This is a genomic window from Providencia sp. PROV268 (assembly GCF_028477805.1).
In the GTDB taxonomy this organism is placed as follows: Bacteria; Pseudomonadota; Gammaproteobacteria; order Enterobacterales; family Enterobacteriaceae; genus Providencia; species Providencia stuartii.
This window is the reverse complement of sequence record NZ_JAMPLW010000005.1, coordinates 48,977-68,749: the sequence shown is the minus strand read 5'-3', so window position 1 is coordinate 68,749 and position 19,773 is coordinate 48,977. Positions and strand designations below refer to the sequence as shown.

The window sequence follows — 19,773 nt, the reverse complement described above, 5'->3', positions numbered from 1 at the left end:
TTGGAAGGTTAAAACAAATAATAGACTAACAGCCTGAATAATAGGCAAAAAAAACAGCACTCTGAGGTGCTGTTTTTATTCAATCGACTAAATTAATAATCGCTCATTTGAGGCATTGGACGACGGAACATACGAGTCAATATCGCCATATAGACCAGACCGACAGCCGTCCAAATTAAGCCATATACCATTGAATCCTCTTCGATATTTAACCATAGTACACAAACGGTCAGCGTACCAATGACAGGCAAAATCAAATAGTTAAGGATATTCTTAATCCCATGTATACGGCGTTCACGAATGAAGAACTGGCTGATAACTGAAATGTTAACGAACGTAAACGCAATCAGTGCACCAAAGTTAATTAATGCTGTTGCAAAGTCCATCTCAAACCAAATAGCGCCAAGTGCTAACACACCGACCATTAATACGTTATAAGACGGAGTACGCCATCTTGGACTTACGTGGCCAAAGATTTTTTCTGGGAACACCCCATCACGCCCCATCACATACATCAAGCGAGCACTACCTGCATGTGCAGCCATACCTGAAGCTAATACGGTAACACATGAGAAAACCAAAATAATGGACTGGAAGAATGCCCCAGCAACAAATCTCATAATGTCAGGTTGTGTTTCATTGATGTTTTTAAAGCGCGAAACATCTGGGAAAAATTGTTGTAAGAAGAATGACACGGTAATGAAAATAATCCCACCGATAAGTGCTGTCAGGAAAATAGCACGCGGGATCACTTTACCTGCATTTGGTGTCTCTTCTGACAGAGAGCTTAACCCATCAAAACCTAAGAATGAAAAGCAGAGTATTGTCGCTCCGGCTATCAGAGGGATCAATTCCGTGTGCTCATCAGCAAATGGTCGGAAGGTCCAAACTTCACCCGTTCCTTCGCCGTTCGATACACCATGAATCACAATCAAGGTAAATACAACCATGACCCCTATTTGAATAATGGCAATCACGGTACTTAGATTAGCGATGACGTTGATACCGCGTAAGTTAGCGGCAGTCATCAGAATAACTAGCCCCACAACAAAAATAGCAGGCTCAACCGTTGGGAAGATATCTTGTAAATAAATCTTCGCTAATAATATGTTGATCATTGGCATAAAGATGTAAGACAGCAGCGAGGTCCATCCTACAAGGAAGCCAATATGTGGGCTCATTGATTTTTGAGCGTAGGTATACGCCGAGCCAGCAGATGGAAAACGTTTTACCAATTTGCCGTAGCTCAGAGCAGTAAATAGTATCGCAGCAAGTGCAATAATATAAGAAGTCGGGACGTGACCACCGGTTTTATCCGATACCATACCAAAAGTATCGAAAATCGTCATTGGCTGAATATAAGCAAGACCAATCATCACCACTTGTAACAGGGTGAGCGTTTTTGCCAGCTCTACGCGGTTGTTTGCACCAGTTTGGTTGCTACCGATGGATAATGGTACTGAATTATTTGGCATGATAAAGCCCTCCCATAACTTTCGATTGAGTACTATTTGACCTACTTAATCGACAGTTACTGGGAAGACTTTGCATCTGCCTATAGGCAGAGAAGAAAGATGAAAGGTTAAATGGTGAAGTTGCGAAGCAGCCGATTGCTCCGTAATCATCGATGCGGCAGCCACGGCCACCAGGCCCTGCTGCGAATGCGAAAAAGTAAGCCATGCAAGCATTCCTCAAATCGGTAGCATAAAATGTTTGCTACACGTAAAAATATAATTTATCTATCCGGCCTATTATCCGGCCCCATAAAATTAAACGAACTTAAAAAGCAAAAAAAAACCGATACCGGAAATTGAGGTATCAGTCATTTTTTTAGTTCGCGCATTTTGCACTTCAAGTTATCAAATAGCAATAGGTATTGTTAAAAAAACAGACAATATTTGATGAGAATTTTTGATAAATTTGCCGATTTTGCGCTGGTAGCTAATAACTTGTTTTCTTCTATAAATTTTTGCTATTAAAAGACATTTTTTACTCTTTTTCGCACGCCAAAAAACAAGGCCCTCTTAACTCAATAAGAGGGCCTTAATTCAGTCAGTTATCAAACTCATTAGAAGTTATAGTTAATACCTATATTGTATCGACGACCTTCTAATTCAGCACCATAGTTTGTTGAGTCAATGCGGCGATCTAGCACGTTATAGACACCACCGACAATATTTGCATTCTTGTTCAACTGGTAGCTTGCCCCTAAATCAAACAATGCATATGACGCCGTACCATTATTCATTGTCTCACCACGGCCTTGGTAATCAGACGTTTTACCGCGGAAATTCATGCGTGCCCATGTTTGCAACTCTTCAGTTGTATCCCATGTCAATGTCGTATTACCCATATGTTTTGGCTGCTTGTTTAGCGGCTTACCTTTATTGACACCACTTCTTTGTTCAGTGTCGGTGTAAGTATAGTTCGCCGAAAACGCTAAATTATCCAGAATGCCCCAGTTAAACGTTAACTCAACACCACGCATTCTTGCTTTATCAACGTTTTCACGGTCACTAACAAAACGGTATGGCTTACCATTATCACCAATACCATCATCTAATGTACAGTCTCTGATATTTGCATTGCTATTATCACAGCGTCTAACTTCTGTAATTTTATCTTTGAAATCGGTATTATAGATCGTGATCCCTGCGGTAATATTGTCTTGGTTATTCCAAATTACACCAATTTCTTCTGTAACACTTTTCTCCGGTTTCAAATTCGGGTTACCGTAAATCACTGCGTTACCTGCGCGCCCACCCGTTGATTGCCCCCAGTCTGCTGAAGATTGACGTAAGTCAGGTGCTTTATAACCTGTAGACACACCACCTTTGATGGTCCATTGGTCGTCAGCATGCCAAACACCATAAAGACGAGGTGTCCAGTGAGTACCATAGTTTTCGTCTTTATCCATACGGATACCGCCGGTTAAAGCGAAATCATTGGTCATTAACCATTCATCTTCCGCAAACAGCGCCCAGCTATAACGGTCAAGTTTGTTTAGTGCAAATTTATTATCACCTGCTTCTAATTTTTCCTTACGATATTGGCCACCTAAACTTAAACTGTGGTCACCAATTAAGAAGACACTTTGATTACGTATGATGAGATCATCAAATTTCATCTTACGAGTTGGGTTCTTAGTTTCATCGTATTGAATATAAGTATCAGTGTTAGCTAGGTCATAAACCCCTGTATGAGTTAATGCAGTATGCGTCATCTCATATTTACTAAAGCTGCTACTATCACCTTCTTTATACGTATAGCCTTCACGATAGTCCCTATGCTGGCTATCTTTTTTGAAATCCAAATCAAAGGTGTTCTTTTCATCTGGTGTTAATGACAGTGTTCCACCACCACTTGCAACGATTTGACGACCGAAACCATCAACGATTTTATCTTCACCACGGTGTGAATATTGACCGCTAAGCTTCACGCCTAACAAGCCATCAATCAGTGGACCAGAAGTATAGAAACTGCCTTGTCCAGTGTTTCCTGAATTTCTACGCTCAGTAATTGTCGTATCAGCACGTAAACTTGTCGTCCACTCTTGCTGCACACGGCGAGTAATAATGTTAATTACCCCACCCATAGCATCAGAACCATAGAGGGAAGACATAGGCCCACGAACAACTTCAATACGTTCTATTGCAGGTAGTGGTGGCAGCCATCCCTGTTCGATACCTGAACCGTCACTATTTGGGCGCGTACTGCGCGTATCAACACGCTTACCATCAATCAAGATCATCGTGTATTTTGCATCCATACCACGAATACTGATATCTGAACTACTACCGCCGCCGGTGACTAGAACGCCCGGAACGTCTTTCAATGCATCGGTGACATCACGGTAAGCTTTATTTTCTAGTTGCTCACGCGTTACCACAGAAATAGACGCCGGCGCATCTTCAATTTTTTGTTGGAAGCCAGATGCGGTGGTAACCATAATCGTGTCTTTACTATCATCCGCAAATACAGGGGCTGCTGTGATTGCCGCAATAACGCTTATTGCAATTTTTCTTTTATTGAAAACTACCATTCCCAACTCTCCAAGAGATAATTTTGATTTGAATTTTGATATGACATAAGCTCAATATTCGGGTCTATAACCCTATCATTACTATTATTATTTTTTTGGTTATTAGATAATAAAAATTACCCATAGAAAATTTATGGTAAATACTATTTGTATATATTGAAATTTTCTATAACTAATTATCGCTAGAAAAATATAACCTTTATTCTCTTATTCAATTAATAGTGCCAATCTAAATTTCATTGACACTATTAATTTATATCAAAACTAGCTCGCTAACTTATCCACTAAGCCATCAATTAAAACTTGTGGTACCCCTTGAGAACAGCGCTCTATTCGCCCCCTAACACCGTACACATCAGCCAAGCTATCTGGCGTAATCACGGCCTCTGGTTCACCTTGAGCAATCAGTTTGCCTTTTTTTAGCATTAAAACATGTTCAGCATGTCTTAACGCAATATTGATATCATGAACCACAACCACCGTAATAATATTGCGACGCTTTGTTTCTTTCGCCACTAAATCCATAACGTGATATTGGTAATTTAAATCTAATGCACTTAATGGCTCATCTAATAACAATAAGTTTGGTTGACGAATTAATGATTGTGCCAAACCAACCAATTGCTTTTGACCACCTGATAATTGGTCTAAATAACTTAATGCTAAATGTTCAATACCTAATTGACGCAATAAATGCATCACTTCATCTTTACTATTTTCATGACTCAGACCACCCGATGCTCTTTGAGCAACGATCACTGATTCCAAGACATAAAGATGAACACCTGCTGGTAAGCTTTGAGGTAAATAGACAACATTTTGCGCACGCTGAGCAAAGTTTTGCTGTGTTAAATCCATTCCATCTAACAGCAATTGCCCTGTAGCTTTATTTAAACCAGCCAAAGAGCGCAGCAGAGTCGATTTGCCGCTTCCATTTGGCCCTAATAACACAGTGATCTGACCTCTTGGTAAAGCTTCTGTTGTCAGCCCTTCAATCACAGGGTTTTTAGGATAACCTGCATTAAAGCGATTAATAATCAGGCCATCTGTCATGACACACTACCTCTATGACGTAAAATAATACTTAAGAAGAACGGTACACCAACGAGTGAGGTCACAATACCAACAGGAATAATGACACCCGGTATAATATTTTTAGATGCAATAGATGCCATGGATAAGACTAAGGCACCAATTAATGCGCTTGCTGGCAAATAAAAGCGGTGATCTTCACCAAACATCAAGCGCGCGATATGAGGAGCAACCAGACCGATAAAGGCGATAGGCCCCACAAATGCGACTGCCAACGCTGATAAGATACTGATACGCAACAATGTGGTTAAACGTAACCGACGGACATCAATACCAAAACTGATCGCTCGGTCTTCGCCCAACCTCAGTGCAGTCAGTTTCCATGAACTCATCATCGCCAATGGGAAAATTAGAGCAAAGACGAGTGTCATCACCCCGAGTTTTACCCATGTTGCTTTTGAAAGGCTCCCCATTGTCCAGAATACTAGACCTTGCAGAGTGTCCTCTGTGGCAATAAATTGCATCATTGAAACTAAAGCATTAAAGGTAAATACCAATGCGATCCCAAACAATACGACACCCGATGTTGCAACGCGCGTCCAACGGGTCACCGCATCTAACATCAGTGCAGCCAATAGTGCAAAAATAAAGGCATTCGCTGAAATTACCCACTGATCAGGCACACCAGGAATAGCAATACCGGAAACAATCGCTAATGCCGCACCGAAAGCAGCGGCATTGGAAACACCGAGGGTAAATGGACTTGCCAACGGGTTATTCAAGATAGTTTGCATCTCGGCCCCAGCAAGGCCAAGTGACATGCCAATCACAACGGCCATAAGGGCATAAGGCAAACGGATATCCCAAACAATCACACGAGTTCCCGCTTCTACAGATTCAGGGGATACGATGGTTTGCCATAATTTTTCCAGCGATAAGCCGGATGGGCCTAATGTGAAATCAATAACCAATGATAATAAGATTGCAGCGATGATCACGGCAATCCATGCTACCCTACGACGTAACATTTTTTGATAATGCTGCTTCACACCATTATCATTTTCTCTCACTGACGGCTTAACAGTTGATATAGACTCGGTAGTAAGACTCATTATTATTACCTACAAAATTTACTTCTCACTTACCCAATAGATGCCGGTTGGCTCAACTGCAAGAAATTGGCTATGTAATTCATTCAAGGTTTTTTGCGGGTCCAGATCAGCAAACTGCTCCGGATAGAACCATTTAGCAAATACTTGAGTCGCTAATACGTTGTAGGGAGAATTGTAATAGTTATGCCAAATTGCATAGTCTTTGCCATCTTTCACCGCTGACAAAGAGCTAATTCCTTTGCGTTCAGTCATTTTTTTCAAGCTACTTTTTGCATCTTCAACAGTGCCTTGTGCCCCTAATTGCACTCCGACATCTTTACTGCCGGGAGCTTTAGCACCTGTTGCGATATAAATTTGTGGGTCAACAGCGATAACCTTTTCTAGGTTCATATTACCCAAGGCACCGGGTAGCACATCTTTGGCGATATTTTTCCCACCCGCTAGGTCGATAAAATTCCCCATGTTCCCGTTGCCTGCGGTTCCACAACAATCTTCAAATGCACCAGCACGTAAATCAATAAACACGGTAGGCTTTTTATCTTCAGGGATTTTACTGGTGATATCAGTCACTAATTTTTGATTTTTTTCGTAAAAATCAGCATATTTTTCTGCAGTCTGTTCGCGATTTAATGCTTTACCAAGCATACGGATACTCGGTAGCGTGTTTTGCAGTGGATTGTCTCTAAAATCAACAAACACAACAGGCACTCCCGCCTTTTCTAACTGCCCTACTAACTCACTATTTTTACCGGGGCCATGACCAGAGAGGCCAAAAATCGCAATGTCTGGATTCAGTGTTAATACTTTTTCGGCACTGACACTATCAGCGCTGGTATTACCAATTAATGGAATATTATCAATTTGAGGGAACTTAGCTTTATAAGCCGCGTAAGTTTGTGGATCAAGTTTACGTAAGTCGCCTTGCCAGCCAACAATTCTATCAAGCGGTTTATCGCCTTCAAGTAAAGCAATTGCACTCAACAAACGGCCTTCACCAAGTAAGATACGATTAACATTATCAGGTACTTCAACCGTTCTACCAGCAACATCAGTAACTGTTGCAGCCAATGAGCTAATACTGATACTCATCACAGAGCCTGCAAATAATGCTAAACCTATCCCTTTTGCTAACGACTTTGCCATCAACTTCACATCAAACCTCTTATCCCCTTTATTTTGGTGCCCATAACAATAAAGCAAATAAGAATACTTATCAATACGATTGCTGATTTAATTCCATCTATGTATTGAATTGTGATCGTGGACGAAAATTTTTGTTAATCAATTGATAAATTGGCTATTTCGTCTTTAAAAAAGAAGATAACGCCAGACTCAGCATGCAAAGCACATCATGAGGAAACGACCCGATTATTCGGTTTTTCCCATTATAAAAAATGCCAATCAACGTTCGAACTGACCCCAGTTCATTGTTGATTGGCATTTTTATTTATAACTTACTGTTATTGAATATGTGTAAATAATTTAAGCAATTATTTATTCAGATTTTCACGGTAGCTTGGGAATTCCATGTCTTTATAACGAATAATTGACGTTTTTTTGGCTATTTTATAGCCAAACCAAATTGCTAAAAATAATGGAATACCAATATAAGTGGCTGTAACCCCTACCCAATCAATTTTATCTTCTAAAAACGCTTGATAGTTTTGCCCTAATGTAATCACTAAACAGAGAACAAAAGCAAAGATAGGACCAATTGGGAAGAAGCCCGAACGATAAGGTAAGTCATTAATATCCTTACCTTGCGCAATATAACCTTTACGGAAACGATAATGGCTAATTGCAATCCCCAACCAAGCAATAAACCCTGTCATACCTGAAGTATTCAGTAGCCATAAGTAGACAGTTTGGTTACCAAACATTGAACTTAGGAAGCACAGAGCAGCAATTACCGTAGTGGCAAATAGCGCATAACGCGGTACCCCACCTTTTGAGAGGCGAGCAAAAATGCGTGGTGCTTTACCTTCACGGGCTAAGGTATACAGCATACGTGTTGAGGCGTACATCCCTGAGTTACCTGCCGATAGTACCGCCGTTAAAATAACCGCATTCATTACTGCTGCTGCCGATAGCAACCCAGCATTTTCAAATACTAAGGTAAATGGGCTAACACTAATATCTTTAACATCATTGCGCAGTAGATTAGGATCTGTATATGGAATAATCAAACTAATGATCAAGATTGCAAAGATATAGAACAAAAGGATACGCCAAAATACTTTACGTACTGCTTTAGGGATATTCTTCGCAGGGTCTTGAGATTCACCCGCGGCGATACCAATCAGTTCGGTTCCTTGGAAAGAGAAGCCGACAATCATCGCCACACCAATCATGGCAGAGAAACCACCAGCAAATGGTGCATCCCCGATGGTCCAGTTATGCCATCCCGCATTTTCAGCACCACTCATGATACCAAAAATCATCAATACGCCGACAACGATGAAAATAACAACGGTTGTCACTTTAATGAGTGAGAACCAATATTCTGCCTCACCAAACCCTTTAACAGAAATATAGTTCAGTAAGAAAATGACGGCTAAAAATATTGCGCTCCAAATCCAACCCGGCGTATCAGGGAACCAGTAAGTCATGACCAGTTGCGCGGCAACCAAGTCGACAGCAATAGTTACAGCCCAGTTATACCAATAGTTCCAGCCTAATGCGAAACCAAAACCTTCATCAACATATTTAGCGCCATAGGTCGCGAAAGAACCTGACACTGGCATATAAGCCGCAAGTTCACCTAAGCTGGTCATCAAAAAATAGACCATTAAGCCGATAATTGCATAAGAAAGAAGCGCCCCGCCGGGACCTGCTTGTGCAACGGTTGCACCGGATGCAACAAAGAGGCCGGTGCCAATGGAGCCGCCAATGGCAATCATTGCAAGATGGCGAGCTTTCAACTCACGACGTAATTTGCTTTGTCCGCTACCTTGTACCGTAGTGGTTTGTTGTTCTGACATCTGTTCCCTGTTTTTCTTTATTTAATCAATATTGAAGGAATTCTAGCAAAACATCCTGTCAGAACTAAGTAACTCTTGGCAGTTATAAGATACCTTCATAATCCCAACGGAATTATTAGTAAAACACTTATATCCTATGCATCATAGTTCAAATAACAACCTTGTTGACCATTTGGGTTTATACGATCCATAAACTTTGTTAAATCAGCAACACATTACTTGCAATAATCTAATAAGTTTTTAATTGCATTAGATAAATGTTTTTGGCGGTGATAAATCAAATACAGTGTTCGCTGTAACTGTAGCCCTTCAACCTCTAGCTCTACTAACGACCCGTTCGTCAATTGCTCCTCAATAACGCGTCTTGATAAGCAACTGATCCCCATACCAAAGCGAACTGCATGCTTAATAGCCTCCGAATTACCAAGCTCCATAAAAATATGAAAACCCGGTAAATGAGCAAATAACAGCTGATCGAGCACATCTCGTGTACCTGAGCCTCTTTCACGCAGCACCCAAGGCGCATCACGTAACTCTTTTAAGGTGAGTGCTCTTCCCGCCAATGGATTACTAGGAGCCGCAAATATCACCAATTCATCTTTTAGCCATGGTTCGGTAATTAACTCGGGGCTATGGCACACGCCTTCAATAAGACCCACATCAGCGCGAAATTCCATCACCGCTTTAATAACTTCCTCTGTATTACTGATATTTAACTCTAATGGGATCGTCGGGTGGTCACGACGATACTCCGCCAGCAGTGATGGCAGCATGTAATTACCAATTGTGGTACTGGCAGCGAGACGCACCGCCCCCATCTCTTTTTTGAATAATTGTTCTACTTCCAACGCTTGTTCAAGCAACGCCAATGCCTTGGGATAGAGCAGCCGACCATGCTCATTAGTCACAAGCCGTTTGCCTACTCGGTCAAACAGTTGTACTCCAAGTTGCCCTTCAAGGTCGGTCAACGACGCACTTACAGCAGATTGCGATAAAGCGAGTAATTGGGATGCTTGCGTCGTGGAGCCACTTTTTAGTACTTCCGTAAATACCTCGAGTTGCCTAAGTGTTATTCGCATACAGGTAGCCCCAACATTGTTCACTAGAGTTTGTAATAATATTGTTAATATTAACGATTTATTACCAACTTACCAGAAGAAACTTATAACCAGAAATTCAGATAGATTATATATAAACAATCAATTTAAATTATTATAGTTTTTGTTATATGCTTATTCCAAAATTATCTATACCCTGAATAAACCGCTTTATGAAGGGTATTAGTCGTAACTAAAGGTAAGGTTATGGATAAAAGCAATACAAAAACGTTAGTACAGAGCGCACAGCCCCCAGCTCTAAAACTAATTTCAGGTATTATTTTAGCGGGAGTTTTAACCGCAATTTCGATATATCTTGGAGAGCAGCAATGGTTTATTGATGTCGGTTTAGGCGCCCTGACATTGGCAATTTTATTAGGCATCATCGTCGGGAATACAATCTACCCTGCTATTAGTCATCGTTGTGATGAAGGGATCAAATTTGCCAAACACTATTTTTTACGTGCGGGGATCATACTTTATGGCTTTCGCCTAACATTCCAACAAATTACTGATGTTGGTGCCACAGGGTTGCTCATTGATGCACTTACCCTCGCATCCACTTTCTTGTTGGCCTTTTGGTTAGGTAAAAAGGTGTTTGGACTCGATGATGAAACCACTTTTTTAATCGGTGCAGGTAGCAGTATTTGCGGAGCCGCAGCGGTTATGGCGACAGAGCCTGTTGTCAAAGCCTCTGCCAGTAAAGTTGCCGTCGCCGTTTCAACGGTGGTGATTTTTGGTACTATCGCCATTTTTGTGTATCCATGGCTTTATCAACTTAATGCACATTTTGGTTGGTTCACACAGACCCAAGACACCTTTGGTATTTATATTGGCTCAACAGTGCATGAAGTCGCTCAAGTCGTCGCTATCGGTCACACTATCGGCCCTGACGCAGAGAATGCTTCCGTGATCACCAAAATGATCCGAGTGATGATGCTTGCACCCTTCTTAATTATTTTATCTGCTTATTTGAGCCGCCGCTCTGCGGTCGCTAAAGGACAAACAGCCCAAAAAAGCAAAATCACGATCCCTTGGTTTGCCGTTATCTTTATTCTGGTCGCTGCGTTCAACTCGTTCAATTTGATACCGACAGAAATAGTAAAACACATTATCACGTTAGATACCGTATTGTTGGCGATGGCCATGGTTGCCCTCGGTTTAACAACTCATGTTAGTGCAATACGTCAGGCGGGGATCAAACCATTATTGATGGCGCTTATCTTATTTGTATGGCTAATCATTGGTGGTTTCGCCATCAATGCCATTATCCAAACTATCCTATAAACTCTTTGTTCATTTTTTAATTTGGCCGCATTTAATGCGGCCTTTTTGTTGATTTCATTTATTCCCCTATTAATGGCATACTTCTTCATAAAAGAAGGAGTCAAGAATGAAATATGTTGGAGCACACGTCAGCGCTTCTGGAGGCGTTGATCAAGCTGTTATTCGCGCTCATGAAATTAACGCTACGGCATTCGCGCTGTTTACCAAAAATCAGCGCCAGTGGAAAGCCCCACCTCTTAGCGAGGAGGTGATTGAAAAATTTAAGGCTAACTGTGCAAAGTACGGTTATGGTAAGCACCAAATTTTACCGCATGACAGTTACTTAATTAATTTAGGTCATCCAGAGCAAGAAGCGTTAGAAAAATCACGCATCGCATTTATTGACGAAATGCAACGCTGTGAGCAGCTTGGTATTGACCTACTCAATTTTCACCCTGGCAGCCACCTGAAAAAAATCGATATAGATGATTGCTTAGCTCGTATTGCCGAATCTATCAATATCGCCCTAAATGAAACTCAAGGCGTCATTGCCGTCATCGAAAATACGGCGGGGCAAGGTTCAAACTTAGGCTATCGTTTTGAACATTTAGCAAAAATCATTGAAGATGTGGATGATAAAAGCCGAGTAGGTGTTTGTATTGATACTTGCCACGCCTTTGCAGCAGGCTATGATTTGCGAACAGAGGAGGCTTGTGAAGAGACTTTCAAACAGTTTTCTGACATTGTTGGTTTTGAGTACCTCAAAGGTATGCACTTAAATGATGCCAAAAGTGAGTTTGCCAGCCGAGTCGACCGTCACCATAGCTTAGGGGAAGGTAATATAGGCTACACACCTTTTAGTTACATAATGAAAGACCCTCGTTTCGATGGTATCCCTCTGATCCTTGAAACCATTAATCCAGATATTTGGCCCCAAGAAATTGCTTGGCTAAAGTCACAGCAAAAATAACCAGTCACTATCTATAAAGCATAAAGGCGGCGAGTTAACCTCCGCCGCCTTTATCGTTTTACAGTGATTCCATCTCAATTTTTGCCATCATATCGGCAAGCTTATTACGATTTTTTAAGCCAACATCAGGCTGTGATACGGATAACGCTGAAATAGCCGTGGCCATACGCAATGTGTGTGCGCTAGATTCACCATTCAGTAAGCCATAAGCGAGGCCTGCAACCATTGAATCACCAGCCCCCACCGTGCTGATCACTTCACAACGAGGCGGTTTAGCTAACCAAGAGCCTGAAGCATTCACCCATAATGCCCCTTCTTCACCAAGCGAGATAACCACATGAGAAATGCCTTTATCGCGTAATTCATGTGCTGCCGCAATGACATCTTTCAATTCAGGTAACTTGCGACCCACCCACATTTCTAATTCATGGCGATTGGGTTTTACTAACCAAGGCGAGGCTTTTAACCCTGCTTTTAATGCTTCACGGCTACTGTCGAAAATGATACATGGACATAATTGACGCAAGCGGCTCATCCAACGAGTGAATTCTTCGGGATCAATCCCATTTGGTAGGCTACCACTCACCACCACCATATCAAAATGGCCTAACCAATTGAGTGACTCCGTTGAGAAACGGTTCCAATCTTCTTTACTGACTTCAAAGCCAGAAAAGTTGAAATCTGTCGATTCACCATTATCTTCTGTCAGCTTTACGTTGATCCTTGTGCGTCCTGACACCATATAAAAGCGGTTTGCCATACCATTATCACTAAAGAAGTGTTGGAATTCTTCTTGGTTATCTTTCCCCATGAAGCCGCTAACTGTGATATCAATACCAAGATCTCGTAGAACTTTCGCGACATTAACGCCTTTGCCTCCTGCATTGAGGCTAGCCGTCTTCACTAAGTTGACTTCACCGACTTCGATTGATGGACATAGCCCAACAAGATCATAGGCAGGATTTAATGTAATTGTAGCAACCCGGCGAGTCATAACCTCGAATCTCCCTTATCATTATCGTCATGTGTATGCAGCCATAGTTATACCATTAAAACACAATGGCTTCAGTGATATTTGTAGTTTTTCCTGATTGTTTTTCTGCTATAAACTGGCAGAATCGCACCGAATAGAATAAAAAAAGAAAGGAGAAGTTGATGTCTACTGTTGATGGCGTTGTCGTTGGTGTTGGCGTAATTATCACGAATTCACAAGGCCAAATTTTAATGGGCAAACGCAGCAGCAAGCACGCACCTTACTGGTCAATATTTGGGGGGCATGTCGATGCTGGGGAATCATTCGAAACCTGTGCTATTCGTGAAATAAAAGAAGAAATTGGTATTGATATTACCGCCCCAACGGTTTTTGGTATTAGTAACAATATAAACACCTATCACCAAGAAGGTAAACATACTGTCTCTATCTGTATGCATGTTGAATATAATGGCGATATCGAGCCGCAAATCATGGAAAAAGATAAGTGCGAAAGCTTGATGTGGGTATCCCCGAATGAACTCCCAGAACCCCATTTTGAGGCTAGCCGTAATGCCATTGACCTCTGGCTAAACCAACAATTTTATCATCACCCCGCTTAATCGCTTTACTCAGGTACAAATAGCTCAAGGCTATTTGTACAATAATCACCCAACCTATTATTACTACTCTTAATTTTACCTATTTGTGCTTTAATTATTGTTTACATCAACATGCCTCAACTGTATCATTAAGCTAGTACAAAGAAACATTAATCGGGAGTTTCCATGTCTGTTGATGCAGTAAAAACAAATAAGCAGCCCTCCATCTTAGGTGGGGCGATGATCATCGCGGGTACAGCCGTTGGCGCTGGTATGTTTTCAATCCCCATGGTGACCTCCGGTGTCTGGTTTACAGGCTCTATCCTACTTTTGCTGTATACCTTTTTTTGTATGCTGCTTTCAGGATTAATGATTTTAGAAGCCAATATGAATTACCCTGCTGGCGCAAGTTTTCATACCATGGTTAAAGATTTACTTGGGCCTATGTGGAACTCAATTAATGGGCTATCCATTACTTTTGTCCTTTATATTTTAACGTATGCTTATATTTCCGCGGGTAGCTCGATTATCTCGGAAAATTTATCTTCCTATATAAAAATGGACGTTCCACAAGCCGTTTCTGGATTGTTCTTCGCACTTCTGGTTGCCTTTGTTGTTTGGTTATCTACGCGTGCCGTCGACCGTTTAAGTACCATTTTAATTGGTGGTATGGTTATCACCTTTATTATGTCAGTTGGCGGTATGGTCACCACAGCCTCACCTTCGATTCTGTTTAACCAAGTCGATCAAGGCAATACACATTATTTACCTTATGCCCTCGCTGCACTGCCCTATTTGCTGACATCGTTCGGCTATCACGGTAACGTTCCTGGGCTTGTAAAATACTATAATAAAGATAGCCGTTCTGTGGTTCGTAGCCTTGTCTATGGTGCGATTATCACCGTTGCCATTTATATCTTGTGGCAGTATGCGGTCCAAGGGAATATTCCACGCTCTGCCTTTATCCAAATTCGTGAGGACGGCAATAATATTGGTGCACTGCTTAAGCAAATGAATTTGTCTACCAACAGCGATTTTATTTCGAAGTTTTTGAATTTGTTCTCGTATATGGCACTGGCAAGTTCATTCTTAGGTGTATCTTTGGGGCTGTTTGACTTTATTGCTGACTTCTTTAAATTCAACGATAGCAAACAAGGCCGTTTAAAATCTGCCTTAATCACTTTCCTGCCACCGGCTGTATTTGCCCTAGCTTTTCCTAATGGCTTTATTTATGCCATTGGCTTTGCAGGCCTCGCTGCCACTATTTGGGCAGTGATTGTGCCCGCGCTGATGGCAAGGGCAAGTCGTAAGCGTTTCCCGAATAACAGTTATAGGGCGCCTGGCGGCATTGGTATCATCCTATTTGTTATCTTGTTTGGTGTCATTAATGCCGTAGCACACATACTCTCCTTATCTGGTTTACTGCCTGTTTACTGATGATACCCTCCCCAACATCACCGTTGGGGAGATTTTTTTTATTGAAAAGTACATTTCCTATCTTGCCTAATCGCCTATCTGCGAGTAATTTTGTCGCACTCTTTTCTGACGATAATAAAGAAGGTTATTTATGGCAAAAGCCAATGAGATCAAACGCGGGTTTGCGGTGAGTTACAACGGCAAGCTGCTCTTGGTTAAAGATATCGATATTCAGGCACCAAGCGCTCGTGGCGCCAGTACTTTATATAAAATGCGCTTTACTGATATTAAGACTGGCCAAAAAGTCGAAGAACGCTTTAAAGGTGATGATATTTTAGAAACCATCTCTTTAACTCGTCGCGCTGTTAGCTTCTCTTATATCGACGGTGATGAATATGTTTTCATGGATAATGAAGACTATACGCCTTATCTCTTTAAACGTGCAGACATTGAAGAGGAGCTGTTATTTATCCCTGAAGAGGGATTGCCTGGCATGCAGGTGCTCACGATGGATGGGCAAGTATTGGCGCTCGAACTTCCACAAACCGTTGATATGGTTATTGTAGAAACAACACCTGCAATTAAAGGTGCTTCAGCCAGTGCGCGAACAAAACCTGCAACAATGGCAACAGGCCTAACGGTTCAAGTCCCTGAATACCTCACGAGTGGTGAAAAAATTCGTATTCATATTCCTGAACGCCGCTATATGGGCCGCTGCGATTAATTGGATATATCACCTATGGGCATTAGCCCATAGGGCTTTCTTTTTCTTAAACAAATTAAACTAACTTCCTACCTAATAAACCGCTTAAGTTTTTTTATTCAGTTATATGTCAGTGTATACACACCCAACGTCTGTTCTTTATTTATCCATTTAAAGCTTTGAGTGCCTTGACTATTAGGCAATTCATGGATGCCTACTCTCAATTTTTTTAAAGACGTTTTTGTTATTTCTGGTTTACCTTTATTGCTAGACCAACATGTGGTTTCAATATGCCCATCAATTGCACCAATTTGACATGGAGGCATAACAATTGCACCGATAAAGGTAATCGTTCCACCGCCAACATAGTTTTTTTCTTTTGCTTGAACACTACCAAAAGGAAAAAAGCTAAAAATGGTTATTGCTAATAGCGCTGTCAAAGAAATTTTATTTGCTGTAAGTTTCATAAAAGTCATCCGCTTAAAATTAGGTTATCGTCATCTGCGATGAATTATTTATATCTGTAATAATTTTTTACTTTTTATTACTGAATAACCGAATCTTAATTTGAATGAATGAAACAATATTTAACTTACAGTCGTAGTTTTTTATTTTTCTCAAACTCTAAGAAATAACACATAATTAGTTAAGTTGATCACAAATTTGAGACGATCACACATATTGCAACTCCCATTAGGTTTAATCTATTAAAATTAGTACGGATATTTTTAGAAATAGAAGCCTTAACAATAGTCGTTATGATCACTAATAGACTTATAACCTAATTCACTATGAAAACATTACTTTCAAAAACCATCGAATTGACGCCATCCCTCTTGATTGCAAGTGGTCGGCAACGTGCATGTTATCAGCATCCCGAGCGTGATGATTTATGTGTCAAAGTTCATCATTCAAATAGAGATGATCGAGAAACAATACGTGAAATTAAGTATTACAAACGAATTTACCGAAATAAATCATCATCAGATGCTATTGCCCATTATTATGGCATTCAAAAAACCACGTTAGGTACAGGCTACGTATTTCAGTTAATAAAAGATAAAGCGGGAAATGTATCCAATACGCTGGATTATTATTTAAAAAATAAAAATGCTTTTTTAAAACATCAAAAAAATATGAGAATTGCCTATGATATTTTTAAAAAGACTGTTTTTAAAGATGCAATAGTGACAATGGCATTAAAGCCTTACAATATTGTTTATCAATTAGGCTATAAACCCCACGGCCAATTTTTTATCATTGATAATCTAGGTTGTGCGACTTTAATTCCCGTCGACTACTTTTCATCTACAATCGCTCGAGCCACACTCACTCGTCGATTTACCGATTTTGAACAGCGAATGCTAAGAGAATATCACGTCAAACTGGCTAATATGCAAATAAACTAGTGGCAAAACGATATTGCGTTGCTTTGATCTTGCGGCGCAATATCGTATGCTTCACCATCGTATTAGATTATTCAATTTAGAAAAATTTAAACTTCTTTACAATTCAAAAAAGCCTGTAGACGCTGTTATGCTATTAAGCAAATGTTGTTTCACTCAAAGCGTGATCTAGATCGTTATTTTTACTCGATTATTTGAGTACCTAACGATAACACACACACTTTTTTAACTCTAAATGTACAAAAGATGATACACATCCATGCTTAATATAATGTTTTGTAAATTATTACCTTATTAACTCGCCATTTTGCTTTCGTTTATGTATGCTCTCTATGTTTGGCGAAATAAGTATGCAACTGCCAAACTCTAACGGTGAGTGTTTAACAGTTTGTTGTTATGTTGACATAACAAATGTGTCGCCAACGCAGCAAATCGTCGTTTTGCTCATATACAAGTTTTAGTTGTTCTGTATTAAACGCTTTCTGTGAAAAGCCAGTGTCGCATTTTGTAAAATGCGCTTTTCACAGGGATAAGTTTACGTTTGTTGTGTGGAAAAAAACACAATAAGAAATGGCAAGGGATATTAACAATAATGGCAACATCTGAAAAATTTAAGCGCAACATTTTGCGCATCATACCAGCAATAGCAATTGCCGCGACACTGTCAGCTTGTACTGCCCCTGATTCTTCAAGAAATGCTCAACGTACCACTCATTCTGAACCACGTATGTTAAATGGTTCTTCCGATTCGTTAGCAATGGCTTCTCAAGATGAGTTCGAACAACTCGTTCAAAGCGTCGATACCAAATCGAAGATCATGAATCAATATGCAAATTGGAAAGGTGTGAGATATCGTCTTGGCGGTACAACAAAAAGTGGTATTGATTGTTCAAGCTTTGTGCAACGTACCTTTATTGAACAATTTGGTGTTGCCTTACCACGTACTACCTCAGAGCAAGAGTCTTCCGGTAAGAGTGTTAACCGTAACAATTTAAAAGCAGGTGACTTGGTTCTCTTTAAAACCGGTCGCCGCATGAAGCATGTTGGTATCTATATTGGTGACAATAAGTTTGTTCACGCCTCTACCAGCAGTGGTGTTATCGTATCAGAAATGACCAATGAGTATTGGAGCAAACGGTACTACGCTGGTCGCCGCATCATTAATGGTTCATAACCGATAATACCTTTTTAAATTCCTTGCCAATAAAAAAGCTTCCAAGTTAAAAACTGGAAGCTTTTTTATTGCGTTCAATAGCGATGTTAGGATGAATAAAAACCTGACTCAAGCTCCGCGATAGCAACACCAGCCGCCTTTAAGCGGCACATGGCGGCAAGTTCATCACTAGCATGAATAAAGAGGCAAATTTCTTTTTGCCATTCTAAAATCGCACTTTCAATTTGCAATTCAGACAATGATTCTGACAACTGCTTCATTGCAATGCAATCTGTAGCACAGTCATGGCTGAGTAATTTCAGCCCCACAAGTTTATCGCTATCGAAGTCATCTGTAGGTACGACTTCAACGTCCGTGCCTATTTTCCCAGATAACCAGCGGTAACTTTGCGGCAGCCTGTGCACAACCGAAAGACCTGATTTTTCCACAACAAATTCCTATTGCTACCTAAACCATCATAGTGTTCGTTGAACGAAGGCTATTTACTTAATCAACGCTTCGCTGAGGCTGCCTTTATGGCGAGATACCTACGAGCCTTAAGCTTTGACTCTCCCTCCTCTAAATAAATGTTTAGAGGTCAGTAAACGATATCAAACTTCGTTCAAACCGAATTCGCGACAAAGCCCAAAAGTAACGGGTTTGTTAAATACACATACCTAAATATAACATTAAATATTACTCGTGTCGTTAAATTTTTGTGACATAAATCCTTGCATGCACATTTTTTTACTATGAATGTTAAATTTTAAATTTTTTTTGATCTTAAAACTCAACACCGAGACTAACTATTAGTCATTTTTTTTACATTATTAAACGGGCATTAATAATAAGCTGAGTAATTTTGAAGAAAACTCACTAACTCCACCAACTTATGACTTAACTGCAATTACCTGAGTTTAATACACAAATTTAACAAATCGCTATCAAATGATTATTGATTTAGATCATTTTTATTCATACTTTCCAATTTTACTGGTAAAAAATTCGGTTTTACCGAGTAAT

The 19,773-nt window shown here is 40.4% G+C and carries 18 protein-coding genes; 7 read left to right on the top strand and 11 right to left on the bottom strand.

What is annotated here, in order from left to right:
- Positions 1 to 92: 92 nt before the first annotated feature.
- The 8 genes from PR699_RS03935 to yieE all read right to left on the bottom strand — a co-directional run bounded on the left by PR699_RS03935 (position 93) and on the right by yieE (position 10,246).
- The gene (locus tag PR699_RS03935) at positions 93 to 1,475 is read right to left on the bottom strand and encodes an APC family permease (protein WP_004920857.1); all 1,383 of its coding nucleotides are present in this window, start codon (positions 1,473 to 1,475) and stop codon (positions 93 to 95) included.
- Positions 1,465 to 1,680, bottom strand: a complete 216-nt coding sequence (locus PR699_RS03930; protein WP_004920859.1) for a hypothetical protein — start codon at positions 1,678 to 1,680, stop codon at positions 1,465 to 1,467. The genes PR699_RS03935 and PR699_RS03930 overlap by 11 nt, the downstream gene beginning before the upstream one ends.
- Positions 1,681 to 2,068: 388 nt before the next feature.
- On the bottom strand, positions 2,069 to 4,042 hold the full coding sequence (locus PR699_RS03925) for a ligand-gated channel protein (protein WP_004920862.1): 1,974 nt from the start codon (positions 4,040 to 4,042) through the stop codon (positions 2,069 to 2,071).
- Positions 4,043 to 4,306: 264 nt separating this feature from the next.
- A complete protein-coding gene (locus PR699_RS03920; protein WP_014656187.1) occupies positions 4,307 to 5,095 on the bottom strand; it encodes an ABC transporter ATP-binding protein in 789 nt (262 codons plus the stop codon).
- A complete protein-coding gene (locus PR699_RS03915; RefSeq protein WP_014656188.1) occupies positions 5,092 to 6,186 on the bottom strand; it encodes an iron ABC transporter permease in 1,095 nt (364 codons plus the stop codon). Before PR699_RS03915 ends, PR699_RS03920 begins: the two co-directional genes overlap by 4 nt.
- An 18-nt stretch (positions 6,187 to 6,204) precedes the next feature.
- On the bottom strand, positions 6,205 to 7,329 hold the full coding sequence (locus PR699_RS03910; protein ID WP_014656189.1) for an ABC transporter substrate-binding protein: 1,125 nt from the start codon (positions 7,327 to 7,329) through the stop codon (positions 6,205 to 6,207).
- A 347-nt stretch (positions 7,330 to 7,676) separates the two neighbouring features.
- On the bottom strand, positions 7,677 to 9,167 hold the full coding sequence (locus PR699_RS03905; RefSeq protein ID WP_004920869.1) for an amino acid permease: 1,491 nt from the start codon (positions 9,165 to 9,167) through the stop codon (positions 7,677 to 7,679).
- A gap of 215 nt (positions 9,168 to 9,382) precedes the next feature.
- A complete protein-coding gene (yieE, locus tag PR699_RS03900) occupies positions 9,383 to 10,246 on the bottom strand; it encodes a DNA-binding transcriptional regulator YeiE (RefSeq protein WP_004920871.1) in 864 nt (287 codons plus the stop codon).
- Positions 10,247 to 10,471: 225 nt separating this feature from the next.
- Here yieE and PR699_RS03895 point away from each other — a divergent pair, with 225 nt between their 5' ends.
- Together PR699_RS03895 and nfo are read left to right on the top strand one after the other, a co-directional pair.
- Positions 10,472 to 11,551 (top strand): YeiH family protein, encoded by a 1,080-nt coding sequence (locus PR699_RS03895; protein ID WP_014656190.1) that lies wholly within the window; start codon positions 10,472 to 10,474, stop codon positions 11,549 to 11,551.
- A gap of 106 nt (positions 11,552 to 11,657) precedes the next feature.
- Positions 11,658 to 12,500 (top strand): deoxyribonuclease IV, encoded by an 843-nt coding sequence (gene nfo, locus PR699_RS03890; RefSeq protein ID WP_004920874.1) that lies wholly within the window; start codon positions 11,658 to 11,660, stop codon positions 12,498 to 12,500.
- 58 nt (positions 12,501 to 12,558) lie between these two features.
- Here the strand turns inward: nfo and fruK are convergent, their stop codons facing one another.
- Positions 12,559 to 13,494, bottom strand: a complete 936-nt coding sequence (gene fruK / locus PR699_RS03885) for a 1-phosphofructokinase (protein ID WP_004920877.1) — start codon at positions 13,492 to 13,494, stop codon at positions 12,559 to 12,561.
- Between the two features lie 161 nt (positions 13,495 to 13,655).
- On the opposite strand from fruK, the gene PR699_RS03880 reads away from it, so the two are divergent.
- The 3 genes from PR699_RS03880 to yeiP all read left to right on the top strand — a co-directional run bounded on the left by PR699_RS03880 (position 13,656) and on the right by yeiP (position 16,212).
- On the top strand, positions 13,656 to 14,093 hold the full coding sequence (locus tag PR699_RS03880; RefSeq protein WP_004920878.1) for an NUDIX hydrolase: 438 nt from the start codon (positions 13,656 to 13,658) through the stop codon (positions 14,091 to 14,093).
- Between the two features lie 165 nt (positions 14,094 to 14,258).
- A complete protein-coding gene (mtr, locus tag PR699_RS03875) occupies positions 14,259 to 15,509 on the top strand; it encodes a tryptophan permease (protein ID WP_004920881.1) in 1,251 nt (416 codons plus the stop codon).
- 130 nt (positions 15,510 to 15,639) lie between these two features.
- On the top strand, positions 15,640 to 16,212 hold the full coding sequence (gene yeiP, locus PR699_RS03870) for an elongation factor P-like protein YeiP (protein ID WP_004920883.1): 573 nt from the start codon (positions 15,640 to 15,642) through the stop codon (positions 16,210 to 16,212).
- 98 nt (positions 16,213 to 16,310) lie between these two features.
- Here the strand turns inward: yeiP and PR699_RS03865 are convergent, their stop codons facing one another.
- On the bottom strand, positions 16,311 to 16,658 hold the full coding sequence (locus PR699_RS03865; RefSeq protein WP_036940824.1) for a hypothetical protein: 348 nt from the start codon (positions 16,656 to 16,658) through the stop codon (positions 16,311 to 16,313).
- Positions 16,659 to 16,982: 324 nt separating this feature from the next.
- On the opposite strand from PR699_RS03865, the gene PR699_RS03860 reads away from it, so the two are divergent.
- Together PR699_RS03860 and mepS are read left to right on the top strand one after the other, a co-directional pair.
- The gene (locus PR699_RS03860) at positions 16,983 to 17,600 is read left to right on the top strand and encodes a YrbL family protein (RefSeq protein WP_004920888.1); all 618 of its coding nucleotides are present in this window, start codon (positions 16,983 to 16,985) and stop codon (positions 17,598 to 17,600) included.
- A 589-nt stretch (positions 17,601 to 18,189) separates the two neighbouring features.
- The gene (gene mepS, locus PR699_RS03855; protein ID WP_004920890.1) at positions 18,190 to 18,771 is read left to right on the top strand and encodes a bifunctional murein DD-endopeptidase/murein LD-carboxypeptidase; all 582 of its coding nucleotides are present in this window, start codon (positions 18,190 to 18,192) and stop codon (positions 18,769 to 18,771) included.
- A gap of 86 nt (positions 18,772 to 18,857) precedes the next feature.
- On the opposite strand, the gene PR699_RS03850 is transcribed toward mepS, so the two are convergent.
- Positions 18,858 to 19,199 carry a hypothetical protein gene (locus PR699_RS03850; protein WP_004920891.1) on the bottom strand — a complete coding sequence of 114 codons (342 nt, stop codon included), beginning with the start codon at positions 19,197 to 19,199 and terminating at the stop codon, positions 18,858 to 18,860.
- Positions 19,200 to 19,773: the final 574 nt, after the last annotated feature.

Coding starts and splice junctions, on each gene's coding strand:
- PR699_RS03935 (WP_004920857.1), bottom strand. CDS start 1,475: ATGCCAAATAATTCAGTACCATTATCCATCGGTAGCAACCAAACTGGT.
- PR699_RS03930 (WP_004920859.1), bottom strand. CDS start 1,680: ATGGCTTACTTTTTCGCATTCGCAGCAGGGCCTGGTGGCCGTGGCTGC.
- PR699_RS03925 (WP_004920862.1), bottom strand. CDS start 4,042: ATGGTAGTTTTCAATAAAAGAAAAATTGCAATAAGCGTTATTGCGGCA.
- PR699_RS03920 (WP_014656187.1), bottom strand. CDS start 5,095: ATGACAGATGGCCTGATTATTAATCGCTTTAATGCAGGTTATCCTAAA.
- PR699_RS03915 (WP_014656188.1), bottom strand. CDS start 6,186: ATGAGTCTTACTACCGAGTCTATATCAACTGTTAAGCCGTCAGTGAGA.
- PR699_RS03910 (WP_014656189.1), bottom strand. CDS start 7,329: ATGGCAAAGTCGTTAGCAAAAGGGATAGGTTTAGCATTATTTGCAGGC.
- PR699_RS03905 (WP_004920869.1), bottom strand. CDS start 9,167: ATGTCAGAACAACAAACCACTACGGTACAAGGTAGCGGACAAAGCAAA.
- yieE (WP_004920871.1), bottom strand. CDS start 10,246: ATGCGAATAACACTTAGGCAACTCGAGGTATTTACGGAAGTACTAAAA.
- PR699_RS03895 (WP_014656190.1), top strand. CDS start 10,472: ATGGATAAAAGCAATACAAAAACGTTAGTACAGAGCGCACAGCCCCCA.
- nfo (WP_004920874.1), top strand. CDS start 11,658: ATGAAATATGTTGGAGCACACGTCAGCGCTTCTGGAGGCGTTGATCAA.
- fruK (WP_004920877.1), bottom strand. CDS start 13,494: ATGACTCGCCGGGTTGCTACAATTACATTAAATCCTGCCTATGATCTT.
- PR699_RS03880 (WP_004920878.1), top strand. CDS start 13,656: ATGTCTACTGTTGATGGCGTTGTCGTTGGTGTTGGCGTAATTATCACG.
- mtr (WP_004920881.1), top strand. CDS start 14,259: ATGTCTGTTGATGCAGTAAAAACAAATAAGCAGCCCTCCATCTTAGGT.
- yeiP (WP_004920883.1), top strand. CDS start 15,640: ATGGCAAAAGCCAATGAGATCAAACGCGGGTTTGCGGTGAGTTACAAC.
- PR699_RS03865 (WP_036940824.1), bottom strand. CDS start 16,658: ATGAAACTTACAGCAAATAAAATTTCTTTGACAGCGCTATTAGCAATA.
- PR699_RS03860 (WP_004920888.1), top strand. CDS start 16,983: ATGAAAACATTACTTTCAAAAACCATCGAATTGACGCCATCCCTCTTG.
- mepS (WP_004920890.1), top strand. CDS start 18,190: ATGGCAACATCTGAAAAATTTAAGCGCAACATTTTGCGCATCATACCA.